Annotated in this window: 20 protein-coding genes; 3 read left to right on the top strand and 17 right to left on the bottom strand. The window is 73.1% G+C overall.

Translation table 11 applies throughout. The features are described from left to right. Window positions 1–12: 12 nt before the first annotated feature. The 4 genes from pstA to BJZ21_RS02565 all read right to left on the bottom strand — a co-directional run bounded on the left by pstA (window position 13) and on the right by BJZ21_RS02565 (window position 4,388). Window positions 13–1,110, bottom strand: coding sequence for a phosphate ABC transporter permease PstA (gene pstA, locus BJZ21_RS02580; protein ID WP_179662327.1), 1,098 nt, complete (start codon window positions 1,108–1,110; stop codon window positions 13–15). Further along, on the bottom strand, window positions 1,107–2,069 hold the full coding sequence (gene pstC, locus BJZ21_RS02575) for a phosphate ABC transporter permease subunit PstC (protein ID WP_179662326.1): 963 nt from the start codon (window positions 2,067–2,069) through the stop codon (window positions 1,107–1,109). Before pstC ends, pstA begins: the two co-directional genes overlap by 4 nt. A 180-nt stretch (window positions 2,070–2,249) precedes the next feature. Continuing rightward, window positions 2,250–3,356 (bottom strand): phosphate ABC transporter substrate-binding protein PstS, encoded by a 1,107-nt coding sequence (gene pstS / locus BJZ21_RS02570; protein ID WP_179662325.1) that lies wholly within the window; start codon window positions 3,354–3,356, stop codon window positions 2,250–2,252. Between the two features lie 171 nt (window positions 3,357–3,527). After that, window positions 3,528–4,388: an NUDIX hydrolase gene (locus BJZ21_RS02565; RefSeq protein ID WP_179662324.1), complete on the bottom strand. Its 861-nt coding sequence runs from the start codon at window positions 4,386–4,388 to the stop codon at window positions 3,528–3,530. 42 nt (window positions 4,389–4,430) lie between these two features. Here BJZ21_RS02565 and BJZ21_RS02560 point away from each other — a divergent pair, with 42 nt between their 5' ends. Continuing rightward, window positions 4,431–5,492, top strand: a complete 1,062-nt coding sequence (locus BJZ21_RS02560) for a hypothetical protein (protein ID WP_179662323.1) — start codon at window positions 4,431–4,433, stop codon at window positions 5,490–5,492. 113 nt (window positions 5,493–5,605) lie between these two features. On the opposite strand, the gene BJZ21_RS02555 is transcribed toward BJZ21_RS02560, so the two are convergent. From BJZ21_RS02555 to cspE, 5 genes are all read right to left on the bottom strand, one after another. Beyond that, the gene (locus BJZ21_RS02555) at window positions 5,606–7,810 is read right to left on the bottom strand and encodes a heavy metal translocating P-type ATPase (RefSeq protein WP_179662322.1); all 2,205 of its coding nucleotides are present in this window, start codon (window positions 7,808–7,810) and stop codon (window positions 5,606–5,608) included. A 20-nt stretch (window positions 7,811–7,830) separates the two neighbouring features. Continuing rightward, window positions 7,831–8,037, bottom strand: a complete 207-nt coding sequence (locus BJZ21_RS02550; protein ID WP_179662321.1) for a heavy-metal-associated domain-containing protein — start codon at window positions 8,035–8,037, stop codon at window positions 7,831–7,833. A gap of 65 nt (window positions 8,038–8,102) precedes the next feature. Next, window positions 8,103–8,396, bottom strand: a complete 294-nt coding sequence (locus BJZ21_RS02545) for a metal-sensitive transcriptional regulator (protein ID WP_179662320.1) — start codon at window positions 8,394–8,396, stop codon at window positions 8,103–8,105. Between the two features lie 147 nt (window positions 8,397–8,543). After that, window positions 8,544–8,702, bottom strand: coding sequence for a hypothetical protein (locus BJZ21_RS02540; protein WP_179662319.1), 159 nt, complete (start codon window positions 8,700–8,702; stop codon window positions 8,544–8,546). A 221-nt stretch (window positions 8,703–8,923) separates the two neighbouring features. Next, complete coding sequence (cspE, locus tag BJZ21_RS02535; protein WP_028636594.1) at window positions 8,924–9,127, bottom strand: transcription antiterminator/RNA stability regulator CspE; 204 nt, start codon at window positions 9,125–9,127, stop codon at window positions 8,924–8,926. Between the two features lie 439 nt (window positions 9,128–9,566). Here cspE and BJZ21_RS02530 point away from each other — a divergent pair, with 439 nt between their 5' ends. Beyond that, window positions 9,567–11,729, top strand: coding sequence for a SpoIIE family protein phosphatase (locus tag BJZ21_RS02530; protein WP_179662318.1), 2,163 nt, complete (start codon window positions 9,567–9,569; stop codon window positions 11,727–11,729). Window positions 11,730–11,948: 219 nt separating this feature from the next. Here BJZ21_RS02530 and BJZ21_RS02525 read toward each other — a convergent pair whose 3' ends face one another. The 3 genes from BJZ21_RS02525 to BJZ21_RS02515 form a co-directional block, all read right to left on the bottom strand. Beyond that, window positions 11,949–13,199, bottom strand: a complete 1,251-nt coding sequence (locus BJZ21_RS02525) for an MFS transporter (protein ID WP_343051915.1) — start codon at window positions 13,197–13,199, stop codon at window positions 11,949–11,951. Further along, the gene (locus BJZ21_RS02520) at window positions 13,196–13,804 is read right to left on the bottom strand and encodes an ArsR/SmtB family transcription factor (RefSeq protein ID WP_179662317.1); all 609 of its coding nucleotides are present in this window, start codon (window positions 13,802–13,804) and stop codon (window positions 13,196–13,198) included. Before BJZ21_RS02520 ends, BJZ21_RS02525 begins: the two co-directional genes overlap by 4 nt. A 71-nt stretch (window positions 13,805–13,875) precedes the next feature. Then, window positions 13,876–15,066 (bottom strand): glycoside hydrolase family 26 protein, encoded by a 1,191-nt coding sequence (locus BJZ21_RS02515; protein WP_179662316.1) that lies wholly within the window; start codon window positions 15,064–15,066, stop codon window positions 13,876–13,878. Window positions 15,067–15,171: 105 nt separating this feature from the next. On the opposite strand from BJZ21_RS02515, the gene BJZ21_RS02510 reads away from it, so the two are divergent. Continuing rightward, entirely contained in the window at window positions 15,172–16,248 is a 1,077-nt protein-coding gene (locus tag BJZ21_RS02510) for a TIGR03118 family protein (protein ID WP_179662315.1), read from the top strand. Between the two features lie 85 nt (window positions 16,249–16,333). Here the strand turns inward: BJZ21_RS02510 and BJZ21_RS02505 are convergent, their stop codons facing one another. From BJZ21_RS02505 to BJZ21_RS02485, 5 genes are all read right to left on the bottom strand, one after another. Then, window positions 16,334–17,272 carry an amidohydrolase family protein gene (locus BJZ21_RS02505; RefSeq protein WP_218851247.1) on the bottom strand — a complete coding sequence of 313 codons (939 nt, stop codon included), beginning with the start codon at window positions 17,270–17,272 and terminating at the stop codon, window positions 16,334–16,336. After that, complete coding sequence (locus tag BJZ21_RS02500) at window positions 17,269–18,615, bottom strand: MFS transporter (RefSeq protein ID WP_179662314.1); 1,347 nt, start codon at window positions 18,613–18,615, stop codon at window positions 17,269–17,271. The genes BJZ21_RS02505 and BJZ21_RS02500 overlap by 4 nt, the downstream gene beginning before the upstream one ends. A 216-nt stretch (window positions 18,616–18,831) precedes the next feature. Beyond that, the gene (locus tag BJZ21_RS02495; protein WP_179662313.1) at window positions 18,832–19,620 is read right to left on the bottom strand and encodes an enoyl-CoA hydratase/isomerase family protein; all 789 of its coding nucleotides are present in this window, start codon (window positions 19,618–19,620) and stop codon (window positions 18,832–18,834) included. 85 nt (window positions 19,621–19,705) lie between these two features. Further along, window positions 19,706–20,626 carry a 3-hydroxyacyl-CoA dehydrogenase family protein gene (locus tag BJZ21_RS02490; RefSeq protein WP_179662312.1) on the bottom strand — a complete coding sequence of 307 codons (921 nt, stop codon included), beginning with the start codon at window positions 20,624–20,626 and terminating at the stop codon, window positions 19,706–19,708. A gap of 5 nt (window positions 20,627–20,631) precedes the next feature. Further along, window positions 20,632–21,615 carry an NADPH:quinone oxidoreductase family protein gene (locus BJZ21_RS02485; RefSeq protein ID WP_179662311.1) on the bottom strand — a complete coding sequence of 328 codons (984 nt, stop codon included), beginning with the start codon at window positions 21,613–21,615 and terminating at the stop codon, window positions 20,632–20,634. Between the last annotated feature and the right edge of the window lie 12 nt (window positions 21,616–21,627).

The following is a 21,627-nucleotide window of genomic DNA, read 5'->3' as shown; positions in this document are numbered from 1 at the left end:
GGTCGCCGGGGGTCAGCCCTTCTTGGGGGCGAGCAGCCGGCCGATGACCCGCGCGAGCAGGTTCAGCAGCATGACGATCACGATCAGCACCAGCGCGGCGCCCCAGGCGCGCGGGATCCCCGGCGCCACGGTGCTGCCGACCGGCGCGACGCCCGGCTGGGTGAAGGAGTAGTAGATGTAGACCGGCAGCGTGGTCATCCGCTCGTTGAACAGGTTCCAGTTCACCGAGTCGGTCTTGCCGGCGATGACCAGCAGCGGGGCGGTCTCGCCGATCACCCGGGCGATCGCGAGGGTCACCCCCGTGATGATGCCCCCGATCGAGGTCGGGAGCACCACCTTAGAGATCGTGCGCCACTTCGGCACGCCCAGGGCGTACGACGCCTCCCGGAGGTGGCCGGGCACCAGCCGCAGCATCTCCTCGGTCGAGCGCACCACGATCGGGATCATCAGCAGCGACAGCGCGATCGAGCCGCCGAAGCCCATCCGGGTCTCGGGGCCGAGCAGCAGCACGATCAGCGACAGCGCGAACAGGCCGGCCACGATCGAGGGGATGCCGGTCATCACGTCGACCAGGAACGTGATCCAGCGGCCGATGCGCGAGCCGGCGGCGTACTCCACGAGATAGATCGCGGCGAAGATGCCCACCGGCACCGAGATCACCGCGGCGGCCAGCGTGACCAGCAGCGTGCCGATCAGCGCATGGAAGATGCCGCCGCCGGCGCCGGTGATGTTGCGCATCGAGTAGGTGAGGAACTCGCCGTCGACCACCGGCGCGCCCTTGCTGACCACGGTCCAGATCAGCCAGGCCAGCGGGAGCACCGCGAGGCCGAAGGCGGACCAGATCAGCGAGGTCATCAGCCGGTCGACCGCCGCGCGGCGGTTCTCCACCGCCCACGACCACGCCGGCAGCGCGACCAGGAACGCCACCCAGGCCAGCGCCAGCCAGCCGATCAGCGACCAGCCCAGCAGCAGCGCCGGCAGCCCGGCGGCTGCCAGCACGAGTACGCCGGCCAGCGCCGGCGCCCAGCGGGGCAGCCGGGGGCGGGCGAGCCGCATCGGGACGGCCAGGTCCCGCGCGGGCAGGTCCCGGGTGCCGAGGTCGGCGGTCATCGGGCCATCCTCCGTTCGTTCCGGCTGACGACCCACCGGGCCGCGAAGTTCACCAGGAACGTCACCGCGAACAGCACCAGGCCGGTCGCGATCAGCACGTGCAGCTTGGCCGGGGTGGCCTCGGCGAAGCTCGAGGCGATGTTCGAGGCCACGGTGGCGGGGTTGGTGCTGGAGATCAGGTTGAGCGTCACCACCGGCGAGGCGGAGAGCACCATCGCGACCGCCATCGTCTCGCCCAGGGCCCGGCCCAGGCCCAGCATCACGGCCGAGACCATGCCGGAGCGGGCGTAGGGGAACACCGAGAGGCGGATCGCCTCCCAGCGGGTCGCACCCAGCGCCAGCGCGGCCTCCTGGTCCAGTCGCGGGGTCTGGGCGAACACCTCCCGCGAGATCGCGGTGGTGATCGGCAGGATCATCACCGCCAGCACCAGCGCGGCGGTGAAGACCGTGCGGCCGGTCACCGAGGCCGGGCCGGCGAAGAACGGCAGCCAGCCGGCGTGGTGGTCCAGCCACTGCTGCGCCGGCACCAGCCAGACCGCCAGCGCCCGGGCGCCCCACAGGCCGAAGACGACCGAGGGCACCGCGGCGAGCAGGTCGATGACGAAGGCGACCGGAACCGCGAGCCGGCGGGGCGCGTAGTGGGAGATGAACAGTGCGATCCCGAAGGCCAGCGGGACCGCGACCGCCAGGGCCAGCACCGAGGAGAGCACCGTGCCGTAGACGAGCGGCCACACGTACGACAAGAAGTCGTGGTTGGGCGCGTAGGTGTCCCGGGCCGCGCTCAGGCCGGGCCAGCCCTCGATCGCGAGGAAGACGAAGACGCCGGCCAGGGCCAAGAGGATGAACAGGCCGGCCGCGCGGGAGACACCGGCGAAGAGCCGGTCCCCCCTGCTGCGGGGTGGCTTCGCCGCCCTGGTGGTCTCCGGCGCGTCCTGCTCCGGTGAGGTGGTGACGGACACGATGCTCCTTGCTGGGTGCGGCTGCTCGGTTCTGCTCGGGACCTGGTCGGATCTGCTCCGGTCAGCCCCCCGGGCGGCCGGCCCCGAGTGGCCGACGGTGATGCGGGTGGGAACGCCCGTGTGCGGCGGGCCGGTCGGACCGGCCCGCCGCACGCGGTTGACGCTGTTGACGCTGTATGGCTACTTCCCGGAGATCTGGTCGATGATCGAGGAGGCCTCGCTCGCCAGCTTGGGGTCCAGCGGCGCCGAGCCCGCCTGCTCCGCCGCGGCCTTCTGACCGGCGTCGGAGACGATGTAGGACATGAAGCCCTTGACCAGCGCGGCGTCGTTGGCGTTGTCGTAGGTCGGGCAGGCGATGAGGTACGACGTCAGCATGATCGGGTAGGCGCCCGGCTCCGTCGTGGTGCGGTCGACCGCGATCGCCATGTCGTTCTTGCCCCGGCCGGGGACCTTCGGGGAGACCGCGAGCACCTTCGCGGCGCCCTCGGCGCTCGGCTTGTTGTACGACGAGCCGACCTTGATCGCGGCCTGGCCGAGGTCACCGGCCTGGCTCTCGTCGGCGTAGCCGATGGTGCCCTGGCCGGCCTTGACCGCGGCCACCAGGCCGGAGGTGCCCTCGCCGGACTCGCCGCCCTTGATCGGCCACACGCCGTCCTTCTCCCACTTCCAGTGCCCGTTGGACGCCTGGTTGAGGTAGTCGGTGAAGTTCTCGGTGGTGCCGGAGTCGTCCGCGCGGTGCACGGGGGTGATCCGGGTCGAGGGCAGCTGGGCGTCCGGATTGTCCTTGGCGATCGCCGGGTCGTCCCACGTGGTGATCTTGCCGGCGAAGATGTCGGCGAGGGTCTCCGGCGACAGCTGCAGGTTGTCGACACCGTCGAGGTGGTAGATGACCGCGATCGGGCTCACGTAGTCCGGGACCTCGATGACGTCGCCGCCGCAGCGCTGCTTGGCCTTGTCCAGCTCACCGGCGTCGGTGCTCAGCGCGGCGTCGGAGCCGGCGAACATGTAGGCGCCGGAGATGAAGTTCGCCCGGCCGGTGCCCGAGCCGACGGGGTCGTAGTTGACGGTGACGCCGTCACCGTTCTGGCTCTGGAAGCCGGCGCGCCAGGCGCTCATGGCGGACTCCTGGGCCGACGAGCCGCCGCCGTTGAGCGTGCCGCTCAGGCTGCCGCTGGCGCTGCCGGAGTTGCTGGTCTCGTTGCCCGCGGCGCAGGCGGAGACGGAGACCGCCAGGCCCAGGACGGCAATGCCGGGCAGGGCGGCGCGGCGGATGGAAGTGCGCTTCACTTCGGATCTCCTGATGTCTTTCTCGGGGATGACACCAGTGAAGGTAGGGAGCCGAGGTGACGGGTTCCGTGGCCGTCGGTGAACGAGGGGTGAACGTCACCGACCGGTTGGACGACATCGGGCCGGGCCTGGGACGAGCGTCACGTGCACCGGCCTGCCCGCGGGTGGCATTCAGCGGGGCTGCTGCACCTCGGTGGCCACCACCCGCCCCTTGCGGACGTGGGCGACCAGCATCCCGGCGGGGTCGAGCTGCGGGTCCTCGACCCCGAGCGCGTCGAAGACCGCGGGCAGCACCGGGCGGTGGGTGCAGATCACCGCGCCGTCGTCACCCGCGAGCAGGCCGTCGACCACGGCCAGCACCGACCCGGCGGTCGCCCCCTCCTCGGTCAGCCCGTCCTCGGACTCGACCTTCCAGCCGCTCGCGTCGGCGTACGGCGCCACCGTCGCCACGCACCGGGTGCTGCTCGAGGAGACCACCCGGCTCACGTCGTACGCCCCGAGCAGCGGCACCAGCGCGCGGGCCTGCTCCTGACCGGCGTGCACCAGCGGGCGGATCCGGTCGTCGTGCCGCCAGGCCTTGCGCGAGCGGGCGGCGCCGTGGCGCAGCACCACCAGCGCCCGGGTCTTCGTGGGCAGCTCGCGGGCCCGGCGCAGGGTGTCGCGGTCGTGAGGGTAGGTCAGCCGCCGCTCGGCCTCGTCGCGGTCGACCCACTCCACGGCGTCGATCTCGTCGTTGGGGAGGTAGCCGCTCACGTCCTCGCCGTCCACGGCCCGGCCGGTCCAGTAGTAGACGGTCTTCATCCGGTCCCCGCCGTTGCGGTAGCGCAGCGACGGCAGCGGCAGGCCCAGCCGGACCCGCAGGCCGGTCTCCTCGGCGACCTCGCGGACGGCCGCGGTGACCGGGTGCTCGCCCGGGTCGAGCTTGCCCTTGGGGAACGACCAGTCGTCGTACCGCGGCCGGTGCACCAGCAGCACCGTGCGTCCCCGCCCGAAGACCACGGCACCGGCGGCGAGCACGTCCCTGGAGGCCATGGCGTTAGTCTCACACCTGCCCGCCCCCGGACAGGAGACCACGTGCGCAAGCGACCGCTCGCCGTCGTCCTGGCCGCGTTGCTGGTCGTGCTCCTCGCCGTCGCGGGCGGCGGCGCCTGGTGGTGGCACCAGCACGACCGGACCACGCTGCAGCGCGCGGTCGCGCTCGCGCCCCCGGACGCCGAGCGGCTGTCCTGGACCGACTGGGCGGCGGTCCGCCACGAGCTGGGCGCGTCGCTGTCGGCGTCGTCGCCGGTGGGCCGGTTGCGGCACTTCCTCGGCCGGGGGTACGACGCCGACCTGACCTCCAGCTCGGCCCTGGTGCAGTCCGCGCCGGTGCTGCAGACGACGTACGGCTTCTCCCCCGCGACCGCGGACTGGGAGCTGTTCAGCCAGTCCACCCGGGGCGCGGTGGTGATCCTGCACCTGCCCGACGGCACCGACTTCGACCGGATCGGCACCGACCTCGAGGAGGCCGGCTACACCCGCCCCTCGACCGACACCGGCGTGTGGGACGGCGGCGAGGACCTGCTGGGCACGATCGGCCCGGACCTGACCCCCGAGCTGCAGTACGTCGCGCTGGACGCCGCCGACCACCTGGTGCTGACCAGCGACAACGCCTCCTACCTGCGACGGGCCGTGGGGGCCGCCGGCTCCGGCGACGGGCCCTCGGAGCAGCTCACCCACGTCGCCGACGCCAGCGGCTCCCCGCTGAGCGCGGCGATCTATGACGGCGACTACACCTGCTCCGCGCTCGCGATGGGCCACGCCGACGCCGCGGACCAGGCCGCCGGCGCCCAGCTGCTGCGCGCGGCCGGCCAGGTGAACCCGGTCGAGGGGTTCGCGATGTCGGTGCAGCCGGACCGGCACGTGCGGGTCGTGATGTCCTTCGACGGCGCGGACCAGGCCCGGACCAACGCCGACACCCGGGCCGCCCTGGTCCGCGGCCCGGCCCCCGGCCAGGGTGGTGACTTCGGCGACCGGTTCTCGGTGCGCTCGGTCACCGCCGACGGGGACCTGGTGCTGATGGAGCTGGTGCCCCGGCCGGGGGCGTACGTGCTCTCCGACCTCAGCTCCGGGCCGGTGCTGTTCGCGACCTGCTGAGGCCGGCCGTCCCCGGGGGCCGGGGGGCCGGCAACCCCGGGGGTAGTCCGTGACGTTCGGGCCCCGTACCGGCCAGTAGGAGGGCCAGATCGTCACGGACTACCCCGGCAGACTCACCGGAAGCGCCGCAGCCGCAGGCTGTTGGTGACGACGAAGACCGAGGAGAACGCCATGGCGGCGCCGGCGATCATCGGGTTGAGCAGGCCGGCGGCGGCCAGGGGCAGCGCGGCGACGTTGTAGGCGAACGCCCAGAACAGGTTGCCGCGGATCGTGGCGAGGGTACGCCGGGAGAGGCGGACAGCGTCCGCGGCGACCCGGAGGTCCCCGCGCACCAGGGTCAGGTCACTGGCCTCGATGGCGACGTCGGTGCCGGTACCCATCGCGAGCCCGAGGTCGGCCTGGGCCAGCGCGGCGGCGTCGTTGACGCCGTCGCCGACCATGGCCACGACCCGGCCGGAGTCCTGGAGCCGCTTGACGACGTCGACCTTGTCGGCGGGCAGCACGTCGGCGACCACCTCGGTGATGCCGACCTCGGCGGCCACCGCGCGGGCCACCCGCTCGTGGTCGCCGGTGAGCAGCACCGGCGCCAGCCCGAGGTCGCGGAGCCGGGCCACCGCCTCGGCGGAGGTCGGCTTCACGGTGTCGGCCACGACCAGCACGCCGCGGGCGCGGCCGTCCCAGCCGACCGCCACCGCGGTCCGGCCGCGGGCCTGGGCCTCCTCCACGGCCGCGGCCAGCTCCGGCGGGAGCGGCAGGCCGCGCTCGGCGAGCAGCCCCGGCCGCCCCGCGAGTACGACGTGGTCCGCGACGCGGCCCTGGACGCCGAGCCCCTCGAGGTTCGCGAAGTCGGTGACCGGGGGCAGCGCGGGGTCGTCGAGGTACGGCCCGACGATCGCGCGGGCCACCGGGTGCTCCGACCCGGCCTCGAGCGCGGCCGCGGTCCGGCGTACCTGCTCGGTGGCCTCGCCGTCCGCGGCGACCACCGAGACCAGCGCCATCCGGCCGGTGGTGACGGTCCCGGTCTTGTCGAGCACGACCGTGTCGACGCGGCGGGTGGACTCCAGCACCTCCGGGCCGCGGATCAGGATCCCGAGCTGGGCGCCGCGGCCGGTGCCGACCAGCAGCGCGGTCGGGGTGGCCAGGCCCAGCGCGCAGGGGCAGGCGATGATCAGCACCGCGACCGCGGCCGTGAACGCCGCCGAGGCGGCCGCGCCGGCGAGCAGCCAGCCGGCCAGGGTGAGCAGCGACAGGCCGATCACGATCGGCACGAAGACCCCCGAGACCCGGTCGGCGAGGCGCTGGACCGGCGCCTTGCCGGTCTGCGCCTGCTCCACCAGCCGCGCCATCCGGGACAGCTGGGTGTCGGCGCCGACCCGGGTCGCGCGCACCACCAGCCGGCCACCCGCGTTGACGGTGGCGCCGACCACGGCGGCGCCCGGGCCGACCTCGACCGGCACCGACTCCCCGGTGACCATCGAGGCGTCGACCGCGGAGGTGCCGTCCTCGACGACGCCGTCGGTGGCGACCTTCTCGCCCGGGCGGACCACGAACCGGTCGCCCACCGCGAGCGCCTCGACCGGCACCCGCACCTCAACGCCGTCGCGCAGCACCGCCACCTCGTGGGCGCCCAGCGACATCAGCGCGCGCAGCGCGTCGCCGGCGCGGCGCTTGGAGCGCCCCTCGAACCACCGGCCGGCGAGCAGGAACGTCGTGACCACCGCGGCGGCCTCGAGGTAGAGGTCGCCGCCGGTGAACAGCGCGACCAGCGACCACAGCCAGGAGGCGGTGACGCCGAGCGAGACCAGCGTGTCCATCGTGGTGCTGCCGTGACGGGCGTTGATCGCCGCGGCCCGGTGGAACGGCCAGCCGGCCCACCACACCACCGGGGTGGCGAGCGCCAGCGAGATCCAGCCCTCCCCCGGCACCGCCACGCCCGGCACCATGCCGAGCACGAGGACCGGGACGCTGAGCACCACGGCCACCGCCAGGCGCAGGCCGAGCCGGCGCTGGTCGATGTCCCCGAGGTCCCCCGTGTCCCCCGCGTCCCCCGCGCCGGGCTGCGGCGTGCCGGCGGCGCCCGCGGACGGGCGGGGCGCGGGCAGCCGGGCGTGGTAGCCGGCCGCCTCCACGGTGGCCAGCAGGTCGTCGGTGGACACCGCGACCGGGAAGCTCACCCAGGCCTTCTCGGTCGCGTAGTTGACGCTGGCCTCGACGCCCTCGAGCTTGTTCAGCTTCCGCTCGATGCGGTTCGCGCAGGACGCGCAGGTCATCCCGTCGATCAGCAGCTCGACGTCGTGCCCCTCGGTGGTGCTCGTCATGGCGTGCCTCGTCAGACCTGTCAGACCAGCGCGTACCCGGCCTCGGTGACGGCGGCGTCCACGTCGGCCCGCTCCAGCGGGCCGGCGCTGGTCACCGTGACCGTGCCGGAGTCCAGCTCGACCGCGACGTCCTCGACGCCGTCGATCTCCGCGATCTCCTCCGAGACCGAGGCGACGCAGTGGCCGCAGGTCATCCCGGAGACCGTCCAGGTGCTCAGGTTGCTCATGGGGTGCTCCTCACGCATTTGTCGAACCAGGGACAGGGTCGAGGCCGGGTTCAGGGGGGCCGGGCTCAGGACCGGACCAGCCGGGCGATCGCGTCGACGGCCTCGGCGACCTTCTCGCGCGCCTGGTCGTCACCGGCCCGGGCGGCGTCGACCACGCAGTGGTTCATGTGCTCCTCGAGCAGCCCGATCGAGACCGCGTGGAGGGCCTTGGTCATCGCGGAGACCTGGGTGAGGATGTCGATGCAGTACTGCTCCTCCTCGACCATCCGCTGCAGGCCGCGGGCCTGGCCCTCGATCCGCCGCAGCCGCTTGAGGTAGTCGTCCTTGCGGTGGATGTAGCCGTGTTGGTGCTCCGCCATGGCTCGACCATACCCCTGCGGGGTATGGGATCCAAGGGGTGCGCGACGCAGGCCGGCCCGGGGGCAGGGGTACGCCGGCGGCCGGCGTACCCGAGGGGCGCGCACGCCACCCGGCGTGCGGCTCGCGCCGCGTGCGGGCGGCCGCCCTCAGTCGGCGTGCGGGGGGACGCCGAGGATCTGGTCGATCTGCTCGCCCGAGAGATGCTCGTCGGCCTCGGTGGCCGCGATGATCAGGTTGGTGGTCAGCTCCACCTCACCGAGCAGGTCGGCGTCCTCGAGCGTGACGTCGAACTGGTCGTGCTGCACAGGGGCTCCCTAGGTCAGGGCGGGGTCGGGAACGGCCGCGGGGGTTCACAGAAGGCTCAGTCCAATGGTGCCCGAGGGGCCCCGCGGCCAAACCAGGGGTCCGGAATCTGACCTGTTCGGGGGACGGCCCGGAAATGGCACGAGGCCCCACCCGACGGGTGGGGCCTCGCACTGGAAGCGTCGGACAGGTGCTGTCCGGAGCTACTTTGCGCAGATCGGAATCAGATCGCGCGGACGTTCTCCGCCTGGGGGCCCTTGGGGCCCTGGGTGACGTCGAACTCGACCTTCTGGTTCTCGTCGAGGGACTTGTAGCCCTGCGACTGGATCGCCGAGTAGTGCACGAAGACGTCGTCGCCGCCGTCCTCCTGCGCAATGAAGCCGAAACCCTTCTCGGCGTTGAACCACTTCACGGTGCCCTGAGCCATTTGCTCGTTACTCCTTCATCGGGGCGAGAGCCGTCACTTCGACGGCCCGCATCAGATGCGGTGACACGTCGCTCCGACTTGCGTGATTGAGGCACACGAAGAAGAAACGCCGTTGGATCACAAACTCCGCGGGCGTCAGACCTGCTGGAACTTGCACCTGTTGCACCACAGACCCTACCAACGTCCGGCCCTGGGTCCAGCTTTCAGGACCGGGTTTCTGCTCAGCGGGCCGAATCTCGGGTGGCCGAGCGGCTCCCCAGCGCCGGCCGAGGGGCCCTGGGGCGGCCTCCCGAGGGGTCGCACGGACGGGCGGATCCGGGCACTCCGGGGGTTAGCGGGACAGCCGCCACCCGGCTGCCCCACAATGGGGCCCACGGCACGCAGGTACGCCGTACGCCGGACCGTCTCGGGGCCGGACCCGACGTGAGAGGATCGACGCGTGGCGCCCGTACCCGTGGCCAGCACCTCGGCGTGGCTCCCGTCGCGTCGACTCCTGGACGGCCTGTCGGTGGCCGCCGTCGCGGTCGACGCTGCGGGGACGGTCATCTACTGCAACGACGCCTCGGTCAGCCTGTTCGGGTCGAGCGAGTCCGAGCTGCGCGGCGCACCGCTCGCCACCACGCTGTTCGCCGACACCGACCGGGACGCCGCCCAGCAGGTGCTGACGCGGGCGCTCACCGGCGCGGCGTGGAACGGCGACCTGCGGCTCACGGTCGCCGGCGGCCGCGCCCGCGAGATGTCCACATCCTGGTCGCCGGTCAACGACGGGCTGCGCACGACCGGGGTGCTGCTGCTCGCCGAGGACACCCACGCCGGGGAGCCCGACGAAGGCACCTCCCCGACGGCGTACGCCCGGCTGCTCACCCGCCGCCTGAACCGGCTGGCGGCGGTCACCGCCGACCTGCTGGCCGCGACCAGCGTCGAGGGCGTCGCGCGGGTGGTCACCGACCACATGACCGATGCCGCCGGCGCGACCGTCGGCTCGATCTCGCTGCTCGTCGACGACGACACCCTGGCGCTGATCGGCGTCCGGGGCGTCACCGACGCGGTCGCGTCGCGCTGGTCGACGTTCCCGGTCACCGACTCGAACCCCGCCAGCGAGGCGGTCCGCACCGGCAAGCCGGTCATCGTGGAGGGCCGGGCCGAGATGACGGCCCGCTTCCCCGACCTGGCCGGCGGCAGCAGCGAGGTGTCCACCGCCTGTCTGCCGCTGCTGGTGGCCGGCCGGCCGCTCGGCGCGGTCACCCTGGCGTTCCCCGGCCGGCGCCGGGTCGACGGCCCGGAGCTGTTGTTCCTGCGCCTGCTCGCCGACATCTGCGCCCACGCCATCGACCGGATCCGGGCCCAGGAGGAGGCCGCGGACCGCGAGGCCAAGCTGGCGTTCCTCGCCGACGCGAGCGCGCGGCTGGCCAGCGACCTCGACTACGAGAGCACGCTGGTCGCGGTCGCGGAGGCCGCCGTGCCGTGGTTCGCCGACTGGTGCGCGATCGCGCTGGAGGACGACGGCCGGCTGCGCAACCTCTCGGTCGCGCACGCCCAGCCCGACAGCGCGCCGCTGGTCGCCGAGCTGGAGGAGAAGTACCCCGCCGACCCGGAGTCCGGGCAGGGTGGCTACCAGGTGCTGCGCACCGGGCAGAGCCTGCTGGTGCCCGAGGTCACCGACGAGATGCTGGTGCTGGCGGCCCGCGACGAGGCGCACCTGCGCCTGGTGCGCAAGCTCAACCTGCGCAGCGTCCTGTCGTGTCCGCTGAAGGTGCACGACCGGGTCCTCGGTGTGGTGACCTGGGTTGCCGGGGAGAGCGGCCGGCGGTTCAGCGCCGACGACCTGGCGTTCGGCGAGGACCTCGCCCACCGCGCGGCGGTCGCGATCGACAACGCCCAGCTGCACTCCCAGGTGCGCGACGTGGCGCTGCAGCTGCAGCGCGCGGTGCTGCCCGAGCGGCTCCCCGAGACCCCGGGCTGGGGCACCGCGGTCGCCTACCTGCCGGCCGGCCGCACCGACGCCGGTGGCGACTTCTACGACGTGGTGCCGCTCGCCGGCGACCGGCTGGCGCTGTTCGTCGGCGACGTGATGGGGCGGGGGGTGCAGGCGGCCTCGGTGATGGCCCAGATGCGCTCGGCGATCCGCACCCTGGTCGCCATCGACCCCGACCCCGCCACCGTGATGAGCCGCCTGGACGACGTCTTCGAGCGGCTGGACCTCGAGCACCTGGTGACGCTCGCGTACGCCGTCGCCGACCGCGGACGCGGCACCCTCGACGTGATCAACGCCGGCCACCCCGCCCCGCTGCTGCTGCGGCCCGGCTCGGAGGTCGCGATCGTGCGCGCCGACGAGACGATGCTGCTGGGGGCCGGCCGCGGCACCCGCGGCGTGGTCACGCTCCCCTACGCGCCGGGCGACGCGGTGCTGCTCTACACCGACGGGCTGATCGAGCGCCGCGGTGAGGACACCGACACCGGGATGGACCGGCTGATCGCCGCCGCGCGCGGCCTGGGCCGGTCCGAGGACCTAACCGCGGCGCTGGCCGCGGTGGTCGAGGAGGTCCGCGACCCCACCCGGGACGACGACGTCGCGGCCCTCGTCGTACGCCGCGAGGCCTGACCCCGCGCCCCCGTCCGGCGACGCCGCGGGGCCGAAATCCGGGATTCCCCCGTGGGCCCGCCGGGGCGGCCGAGCCGCCCGGCACGTCCTTCCTCGGCACCTCCACCGCGGACAACGGGCCCGGCACGCTTCGGCAGGCGCTGCTCGACGCCGACGGGATCGGCGCCCGGGCCACGATCACCGGCAGCCGCGCCTTCCGGGGACTCGTGATCTCGGGGGTCAGGCGCGCACGGCCTCCGGCTCGGCTCCCGCGCGTGGCAGGATGCGCACCGCGGGGACGGCGTACGTCGCCAGGCAGACCACGAGGTAGAGCACGCCGCTGGCCACCAGGACGGAGCGGTAGCCCAGCCAGTCCCCGAGCGGGCCGTAGAGCAGCTGCCCGACGGGCATCGCGACGAACGAGCCGAGCATGTCGTACGACGAGGCCCGGGACAGCAGCTCCTCGGGGATGTTCTCCTGCATGGCGAGGTTCCACCCCAGCTCGAAGACCTCCGTGCCGGCCCCGGCGATCAGCATCGCCAGCACCAAGGGGGTGGTCTCCGGCGCGAGGCCGAGCACCAGCATCGGGGCGGCCAGCGCGGTGATCCCGAGCATGCCGGCCCGCAGCGGGAACCGGAGCCGGACCCGGAGCAGCACCACGGTCGTCAGCAGCAGGCCGACCGCCTCCGCCGACATCGCCAGCCCCCACCCCGGGACGCCGAAGGTGCGCTTGGCGACGACCGGACCCAGCGTGAGGAGTGCCCCGCTGTGCATGGCGTTGAGCACGCCGAACGCGAGCACGACGACCCAGAGCCAGGTCGTGCTCCGGAACAGCGTCCAGCCCTCGCGGAGCTCTCGCCACATCCCGCCGGCGGGTTCGGCGCCGCGGGCCCGAGACGGGGTCCGCACCGGCACCAGCAGGACCGCGGCCGCCAGCCAGCTCGCCGCGTCCGCCGCGACCGCCCACCCCGGCCCGACCGTCACGACCAGCGCGGCGGCCACGGAGGGTCCGACGACGGTCAGCGCCCCGCGCGACATCGAGAGCAGCACGTTGGCCGGCTGCAGCTGGTCGCGAGGCACCAGCTGGGGCAGCAGGCCCTGCATCGCGGGCATGCTCGCCGCCGAGACGGTGCCGTTGAGCCCCTCCAGGACCACCAGCTGCCAGATCTCGGCGCGGCCGGAGATGACGAGGTAGGCCACGACCGCCTGGGTCACGAACGACAGCAGGTTCGACGCCTGGATCACCAGCACCCGCGGGAGCCGGTCAGCCAGCACGCCACCCACCAGCAGGAAGACCACGAGCGGGATCGTGCGGGCGGCCAGGACCTGGCCGAGCGCGTTGGCCGAGTCGCTCACGTCCAGCACCGCGAACGCGACCGCGACGCTGGCCATCGTGCTGCCGGCGAGGTTGACCAGCCGGGAGAGGAAGAACCAGCGGAACCGGCGGTTGGCCAGGACGCCGGACCCGGCGGGTCCCGGACCGGCCCTCACCGCGGGTCCCCGTCCGGGCCCGGCCGCATCTCGAACGCGAAGGCGGACAGGTTCACGTGGAGCGTGCCGGGGGTCCGCGGCGGCCGGGCGTGGTCGTGCACCAGGTCACCCGCGTCCTTCAACAGCTGCACCACGCGAGCCCACACCTCGGCGTCGAGCCAGACCTCCGCATCGGCGGAGTAGCCGCGAGGTCGCGGCGTCTCCCCCGGCGGGGTGGCGCGCGCCTCCTCGCGGACGGCGAGGCCTCCGCGGCGTACCAGCTCCTCGGCCGCGGCCCGCAGGAACATGGCCTCCTCCCCCACCGAGGGTGGACCGTCCGGGCTGAGGTCCTCCTCGCGCCACGGGTGCCGGTAGCGCTTCGCCACCCCGCCGCGCACCTTCTCCTCGCCCGCGACCACGAGCAGCCCGGCAGCGGCGAGCTGCCGCAGGTGGTAGGAGGCGTTCGCATGGGTGAGGTCGAGCTCGCGGGCGACCTCGGCGGCCGAGAGCTCGGCGCCGGTCAGCAACGAGAGGATCCGTAGTCGGACCGGGTGCGCGGCGGCCCGCAGCCGACTCGTCGGTGTCCGGCCCACCACTGCCTCCCCCGAGACTCGTTCGGCGGTCATTGTGCGCGCAAGGGCAGCAGACTGTCAAACATCTCTTGGGGGGTGCTGTGCCCGCGCCGCGCGCCCCCCACTCAGGAGTCAGCGAAGCGCAGCCACGTGGGCAGGTCGGCACAAAACGCCCGGCCGACGATGCCGTGGGTGCTGGTCCAGTCGACGATCCCGCCGATCTCAGGCTCCTGCTTGCGCCACTCGAACCAGTTCACCATCTTCACCCAGGGCAGGCGCTGGGCATGGTCGGCCGCGAAGACCTGCCGCCACCACGCCTGCTTGATGGCCAACTCGTCGGCCCCCCCGCGTCCGGGTGCGTAGAGCGCACCGGTCTCGGTGACGGCGACGGGGAGGCGCTGACGCTCGCCGTACACGGCGTAGAAGTCCGGCACTGCTCGCTCGTCACCGGCGGCGCCGTCGTAGGTCCCCCGCAGGAGGTCGGTGAACTTGCCGGGTTCGGGGATCTCGTTCTCGCCCCACGGATAGGCGGCACCCCAGTGATAGATCGACATACCCACCCAGTCGACGTAGCGACGACCCGGCCAGTACGGCGCATACGGATCGTCGGACTGGGTGACCCGCCCGTCACCGTCGGTGTCGAGCGCCCGCGCGGCGGCCGAGCCAGGAGTGGCCGCGTACCGACCGCCGGCGAAGGGGTAGCCGCCGCCGTAGTTGGGCGCCCAGACCATGGCCGTCCCGGGGGCCCAGCGGTGCACGGCGTCGGCGACCCGGCGGAAGGCTGACACGTAGGCCTGCGGCTGCTGGCCCCATGGGTACCAGGAGCCGTTCATCTCGTGGGCGAACCGTAAGAAGACCGGCGTGCCCTGGCGGTTGTAGCCGTCGAGGAGGCGGGCCAGGTCCTCCACCACCGGCTGGGTGACCTTCCCGAGTCCCGCTCGGGGCTCCAGGGTCACCAGCAGCATGGTGCCGGCCGCCCGGGCCTGCGTGACCGCCTGGTCGAGCCAGGTGCGGTCCCGCTTCCTCATCGGCAACTGGTAGAAGCCGACCGCGACGGCCGGCGTGCGCCCGAGCCGGTCGGCGTAGGCGGCCAGCGAGTCCCGTGACCAGTCGATCGACGCCCCGAACCACGCCTCGCCCCGAGGCGGCACCAGCTCCGCGGCCGGGCGCAGCACCGAGGCCGGCGCGATCGACGAACCGGCGCCGCGAGCCTCGCGGGCGGTGGGCACGTCACTCCCCGAGCTCGAGCCGGCGTCGCACCCGACCAAGGCCAGCAGCGCACACACCAGCCACGGCACGAGCACCCGAGACGCCATGCCCGCAGTGTAGGGGCGCCGCCGCGGCTTCGTCGCTGAACCGCAGCGGGCCGCGGGGCGTACTCCCATTCGTCAGGGATGTTCCACCGATCCGAGGAGGCGGACATGATCCGTCGATCAGCACTCACAGCCCTGGGGACACCCGTCCTCGCGCTACTCATCGCGACGCCGGCGGCCGGCAGCATGGCGGCCACCGGCTCCGGCCCGGCCATCACCCGAGTCGACCAGGTCTCGAACCACCACGGGGTGGCCCTGCGCACCGACCGCAAGCTGGTCAACGCCTGGGGGCTGGCACGCTCGCCGTCCGGCCCGTTGTGGGTGGCCAACAACGGCACGAGCACCGCCACGATCTACCGCGGCGGGGTCGGCGGTGCCCCGGTGACCAAGGTCCCGCGCACCGTCAGGATCGCGGGCGGCGCGCCGACCGGCCAGGTCTTCAACGACACGCACGGCTTCACCCTGCGCACCACGAGCGGCAGGGTGCCGGCGACCTTCATCTTCGCCAGCGAGAGCGGTGACCTCACGGCCTGGGCCGCCAAGGCCCCCGGCGCCGCGGCCGTGGTGAAGGCGCACGTGCGCGGCGCGGTGTTCAAGGGGCTCGCCCTGTGGCACAGCGGGCGCGGCAACCTCCTGCTCGCAACGGACTTCGCCAACGGGCGGATCCGGGCGTTCGACAGCCACTTCCACCAGGTCAGGCTCCCGGCGGCGGTCCTCCGCGACCCGCGACTGCCGCGCGGGTACGCCCCGTTCAACGTGATGACCCGCGGCGGGACCGTCTACGTGGCGTACGCCAAGCAGGTGCCCGGCTCGGAGGACGAGGCGCACGGCCACGGACTGGGCTTCGTCGACAGGTTCACCAACTCCGGGAGGACCGTCGAGCGGATCGCCAGCCACGGCCCGCTGAACGCGCCGTGGGGCCTGGCGACGGCCCCCCGCGCCTGGGGTCACCTCGCCGGTGACCTGCTCGTCGGCAACTTCGGCAGTGGCCGGATCGACGTGTACCGCCACGGCCACTTCGTCGGCCCGCTCCGGAACGCGGCGCACCACCCGATCACCATCGACGGGCTCTGGGCGCTGCAGCGGGGCACGGCCGGCACCGGCGGCGTCGGCTCGGTCTGGTTCAGCTCGGGGCCCAACGACGAGAAGGACGGTCTGGTCGGTCAGCTCCTCCCGAGGAGCTGACCCCGAGCAGCCGCCCCGAGCAAGCTGACCCGAGCAGCTGACCCCGACGTCGGACCACCGCGCGCGTCGGGGCCAGCTGGTCGAGTCAGGCCAGCGGCGGGAAGTCGTACAGCCGCGCCGGGTTGTCGACCAGGACGCGACGGAGCAAGTCCTCGTCCGGCGCCCACGACGCGAGCAGGTTCCGCAGCCGGCCCGTGTCCGGCATCCCGTGTGGCACGGCCACGTGCGGCCAGTCGCTGCCGTAGACGACGCGGTCCGGTGCCGCCTCGAGGACGGCCTCCGCGAGGGCACGGGCGTCGGGGTAGTCGGGCGCACCCGCGTCGAGCCGGTAGGCCCCCGACAGCTTGACCCAGGCGTCATGGTCCGTGAGGAGCGACAGCAGGGCCCGGAAGCCCTGGCTGTCGGGGCCGCCCGAGGCCGGCAGGTGCCCGAGATGGTCCACCACCACCGGGACCGGCAGGGCGCTGATCCGGGGCAGCAGCCCGGGCAGCTCGCGCACGTCCATCAGCAGCTGGAGGTGCCACCCCAGCCCGGCGATCCTGGCGGCGAGCGTCTCCATGACCTGCCAGCCCACGCCACCGCCGAAGAGCACGTTGATCCGCAGGCCGCGCACGCCCGCCCGGTGCATCTCGAGCAGCGTCTCGTCGTCGACGGAGGGGTCGACCACCGCGACGCCCCGCAGCTTCTCGGGGTGCCGCGCGAGCACCTCCAGCAGGTAGCGGTTGTCGGTGCCGTAGACGCTGATCTGGACGAGGACGCCGCGGCTCATCCCGGTGCCCTCGAGCATCCGGAGGTAGTCCGCTTCCGGGGCGGGCGGCGGGGTGTAGCTCCGGCCCTCGACCAGCGGGTGCCGCGGTTCCCCGCTCACCACATGCGCGTGGCTGTCGCAGGCACCGGCCGGAACCACGAAGGCGGCCGGCTCGTAGCTCGGGTTCGGCGCCGCGCACAACGGCGCGGGTGGCCGCACCCCGTTCGGGGTGCGGCCACCTCGGCCCTCGGCCGGACTGCCGGGCACGGACGTCACGCGACGGCACGCTCCTCGACGCCATCGCGCTTGCGGATGATGACGTCGCGAGTCTCCGGCCCCATGGCGGCCCCGACGCTGATCAGGATCCCTCCGAACACCAGCAGGACCAGCGCCGTGTACTCGGCCGGCATGATGTTGGACAGCCACGCCTGGTAGAAGGCGTAGAAGGACGGGATGATCACGGCGAGGCTGTAGCCGAGGCCGTAGCCGGAGGCGCGCACGCCGGTGTGGAAGGCCTCGTTGATGTACGTCGTGACGACGCCCCAGCACGCGACCACCAGCAGGTTCGCCAGGATGGTGAGCAGCATCACCAGGCCGAAGCTCGCTTCGGTCAGGTTCACGATGAGTGCGTAGACCAGGCTGCCGAAGATGGCGGCCACCGCACCGGCGCCGATGAAGAACGGACGGCGACCCGTGCGCTGGCTGAGGACGCCCGCGGCGACGTAGCCACCGGCGAGGACCAGGTTGGCGACGAGGACGACGAAGGTCTTCTGGCTGGCACTGAGCCCGACGATCGTGGTCAGCTGGCCCGGCAGGACCGCGGAGACCATGTACAGGGTGAACCAGATGCCGGTCATCATCAGGAAGACCTGGCCGAGGACCCGCACGTTCTGCCCGCTGAACAGCTCACGCATCGGCGACTTGGTGCGCGGGCCGCCCTCCCAGACGTCCGACTCGGGGACGTACTTGCGGTAGAAGAGGACGAACGCGAACGCCAGGAGGGCGCCGGCGAAGAACGGGATCCTCCAACCCCACTGGACGTAGGCGCTGTCAAGGCCGGCGGCGGGCGCGATCTGCAGGACGAGCAGGGTCACCAGCGAGATGACGACGTACGCGATCGGGAAGCCGGTCATGATCAGGCCGCCGTAGTAACCCCGCTTGTCGTGCGGGCTGTACTCCATGGCCAGCGGGCTGGCCGCGGTGTACTCGCCACCGAGGAAGATGCCGTCCAGCAGTCGGAGGGCGATCAGCAGGATCACCGCGGTGACCCCGATCTGGTGGTAGCCCGGCAGGCAGGCGATGGCCAGCGTGACGATGCCGAACCCGGACACGGAGACCATGGCGGTCTTGCGGCGCCCGATCTTGTCTCCGAAGTGGCCGAAGATCGCGGCGCCGATCGGGCGCCCGATCAGCGCGGCCACGAAGACCATGGCCGACAGGATCGCCGAGGTGCTCGCGGAGGCGCCGGTGGCCTCGAAGTACGCGGCCGCCGGAGCCAGCGCGATGATCGGGAGGTAGACGTCGAACATGTCGACGAAGAACCCCGCGAACGCGCCGCCGACCGCGCGCCGGGCACGCTTGTCGGACTCCGCGATGGATGTCTGCGCAATGGACGCCATGAGGTTTTTTCCTCTGTGAGGGGTGGGTGTGCCTTGACTCACACCATAATGTCCAACTTTTACATGGGGTGTCAATGGAGGACCTGTCGGCTACGGACAGTTCATCCGGTACTGCCGACGCGTGGTACTACCGACGTGGCCCCGGACGGGTCGGGCGAACGTCACCGCGCCCCGGCGGGGGGCACCGGGGCGCGGCTGCTGTGGGGGGCGCGTGGCTCAGGTGAATCGGGGGTCGCGCCGCTCGAGGAACGCGCTCATGCCCTCCTGGGCGTCCTCGGAGAAGAACGTGAGCATCTCCAGGCCCAGCGACGCCTCGAAGGTGGGCATCGCGAGCCGCAGCCAGTTGTTCAGGGCGTGCTTGGTCCACTGCAGCGCATACTGCGGCCCGCGCGCGAGGCCGTCGGCGACCGCGAGCGCCTCCTCGAGGACGCGCTCGGTGGGCACCGCCTTGCTCACGAGCCCGATCCGCTCGGCCTCGCGGCCGTCCACCCGGTCGGCGGTGAGCAGCAGGTACTTGGCCTTGGCCATGCCGCAGAGCAGCGGCCAGATGATCGCGGCGTGGTCGCCGGCGGCCAGGCCGATGCGCACGTGGCCGTCGGTGAACTTCACGTCCTCGCCGATGATGCTGATGTCGGCGAGCAGGGCGATCGCGAGGCCGGCTCCGGCCGCCGGGCCGTTGATCGCGGAGATCACCGGCTTCTGGCACTCGATCATGTTGACGACCAGTCCCCTGGCCTCCGCCATCACCTTCACGACGGAGGGGAAGTCGTCGAGCTTCTGCCGCTCCTCGTTCAGGTCACCCCCGGCGGAGAACGCCCGGCCGCGACCGGTGATCACGGCCACCCGGGTCTGGTCGTCCTCCTGGATGGCCCGCCACACGGACGTGAACTCGCTCAGCATCCGGGCGTCGGCGGCGTTGTGCTTCTCGGGGCGGTCGATCGTGACGAGCAGGACGCCGTTCTCCCTGCGCTCGAAGGCCAGCCGCTCGTACTTCTCGAAGTTCACGTGGATTCCTCTCTCAGTTGCGCCGGCTCGGTGCGGCGAGGTGGGGCCCGGGGCGGAGCGGCCGGTCGCTGCGCCGGCCGGCTCCTCACCAGGGGTAGAACCCTCGCCCGGTCTTGCGGCCGAGGTCGCCGGCCGCGACCTTCTCGCGCAGGATGGCGGGGGGCTCGAAGCGGTCCCCCAGTTCGCGGGCGAGGTGCTCGGCGATGGCGAGCCGGACGTCCAGCCCGACCACGTCGGTGGTGCGCAGCGGGCCCATGGGGTGCTTGTAGCCCAGGGTCATGGCGGTGTCGATGTCCTCGGCGCCGGCGACCCCCTCCTCCAGCATCCGCATCGCCTCCAGCGCGAGCGCCACGCCCAGCCGGCTGCTGGCGAAGCCCGGGGAGTCGGTCACGGTGACCGCGGTCTTGCCCAGCGCCGACACCCACCGCTGGGCGGCGGTCACGAGCTCCGGAGCGGTGCGCTCGGCGACCACGATCTCGACCAGGTCGCTGGCCGGGACGGGGTTGAAGAAGTGCAGGCCGACCAACCGCTCGGCCGAGGACAGGGTGGCGGCGAGGCCGCCGACCGAGAGGCTGGAGGTGTTGGTGGCCAGCCAGGCCGCCGGGGCGGCGTCCTCGATCGCGGCCAGCACCTGCCGCTTCATCGCCGCGTCCTCGGGCACCGCCTCGACGACGAGCCCGCAGTCGCCCAGGTCGTCGGCCCGGGTCGTGAGCGCGAGCCGGCCGAGCAGCGCCTCCGGGGACTCCACGAGGGTGCCGCGCTGCTGGGCGGTGCGCACGCTCCGCTCCACCCGGGACCGGGCGGCGTCGGCCGTCTCGGCGGTCGACTCCACCACGGTCACCCGGGACCCGGCGACCAGGAACGCGTGCGCGATCCCGGCGCCCATGCGCCCGCCGCCGTAGACGCCGACGTGGGTCGGCAGCGCCGACGCGGGTGGGGCGGCCGCTGCGGGCGCCGGTGCGGACGCCGCTGCGGGGGCCGCGCCGGGCAGGGGGGATCCGTCCATCGTCCTCAGCCCCGCCCGGTGGTGAGGACGGCCTTGCCGCGGACCTTGCCGTCCTTGACGTACTGCAAGGCCTCGGCCGCGTCCTCCAGCGGGAAGGTGGCGTCGACGGCGCCGTGGATCAGGCCCTGCTCGAACAGCGCGAACATCTCGGCCATCGTCGAGCGCATCATCGCCGGCATCCGGTCGCGGTAGTCGCTGCTCTGCAGGCCCAGCACCGCGATGTTCTTGACGAGCAGGTGCCCCGGCTTGATGGGGTTCTGGCCGCCCGAGGCGAAGCCGACGATCACGATCCGGCCCTCCCAGGCGGTGGCCCGGATGATCTGGGTGAGGAAGTCGCCGCCGAGCATCTCCAGGACCACGTCGACCCCCTTGCCGTCGGTGGCGGCGAGCAGGTCGTCGCGCAGCGTCTCGGGCGTGGAGGTCAGCACCACATCGGCGCCCTGGGCGCGGGCCACCTCACCCTTGCGGTCGTCCTGGGCGAGCGCGACCACCCGGGCGCCGAGCGCCTTGGCGAGCTGGACCCCGGCGGAGCCCACGCCGCCGCCGGCGCCGGTGACGAGCACGGTCTCCCCCGGCTGCAGCCGGCCGCGCCGGACCAGGCCGAAGTACGCGGTGGAGGCGACGAGGCCGAACGCGGCCGCCTCCTCGTAGCTCATCGCGTCCGGGAGCTCCATGACCAGGTCCGCGGCGACGCGGAGCTGCTCGGCGTAGCCGCCGTACTCCACCAGCGCGAGCACCCGCTGCCCGACGACCAGGCGCTGCACGCCCTCGCCGACCGCGAGGACCCGGCCGGCGGCCTCCTTGCCGGGGCTGAACGGCCGCGGGGGCAGGTTCTGGTAGCTGCCCTCGACGACGAGGATGTCGGGGAAGTTGATGCTGACCGCCGCCACCTCGATGACGACCTCGCCGGGCCCGGGCTCGAGGTCGGGCACCTCCTCGACCACGAGACTCGAGGGCGGCCCGAACTCCTTGACGAGCGCTGCGCGCATGGGGAACTCCTT

Source organism: Nocardioides panaciterrulae (assembly GCF_013409645.1).
GTDB classification, from domain to species: Bacteria; Actinomycetota; Actinomycetes; order Propionibacteriales; family Nocardioidaceae; genus Nocardioides; species Nocardioides panaciterrulae.
Note: the sequence above shows the minus strand (reverse complement) of the source record. Positions and strands in the feature narration are given on the sequence as shown.

Excerpts from the sequence above, each read along its gene's own strand:
- BJZ21_RS02545 (WP_179662320.1), bottom strand. The coding sequence starts at position 8,396 with ATGGCGGAGCACCAACACGGCTACATCCACCGCAAGGACGACTACCTC.
- pstA (WP_179662327.1), bottom strand. The coding sequence starts at position 1,110 with ATGACCGCCGACCTCGGCACCCGGGACCTGCCCGCGCGGGACCTGGCC.
- BJZ21_RS02485 (WP_179662311.1), bottom strand. The coding sequence starts at position 21,615 with ATGCGCGCAGCGCTCGTCAAGGAGTTCGGGCCGCCCTCGAGTCTCGTG.
- BJZ21_RS02565 (WP_179662324.1), bottom strand. The coding sequence starts at position 4,388 with ATGGCCTCCAGGGACGTGCTCGCCGCCGGTGCCGTGGTCTTCGGGCGG.
- BJZ21_RS02510 (WP_179662315.1), top strand. The coding sequence starts at position 15,172 with ATGATCCGTCGATCAGCACTCACAGCCCTGGGGACACCCGTCCTCGCG.
- BJZ21_RS02515 (WP_179662316.1), bottom strand. The coding sequence starts at position 15,066 with ATGGCGTCTCGGGTGCTCGTGCCGTGGCTGGTGTGTGCGCTGCTGGCC.
- cspE (WP_028636594.1), bottom strand. The coding sequence starts at position 9,127 with ATGGCTCAGGGCACCGTGAAGTGGTTCAACGCCGAGAAGGGTTTCGGC.
- BJZ21_RS02555 (WP_179662322.1), bottom strand. The coding sequence starts at position 7,810 with ATGACGAGCACCACCGAGGGGCACGACGTCGAGCTGCTGATCGACGGG.
- BJZ21_RS02520 (WP_179662317.1), bottom strand. The coding sequence starts at position 13,804 with ATGACCGCCGAACGAGTCTCGGGGGAGGCAGTGGTGGGCCGGACACCG.
- BJZ21_RS02490 (WP_179662312.1), bottom strand. The coding sequence starts at position 20,626 with ATGGACGGATCCCCCCTGCCCGGCGCGGCCCCCGCAGCGGCGTCCGCA.
- BJZ21_RS02500 (WP_179662314.1), bottom strand. The coding sequence starts at position 18,615 with ATGGCGTCCATTGCGCAGACATCCATCGCGGAGTCCGACAAGCGTGCC.
- BJZ21_RS02550 (WP_179662321.1), bottom strand. The coding sequence starts at position 8,037 with ATGAGCAACCTGAGCACCTGGACGGTCTCCGGGATGACCTGCGGCCAC.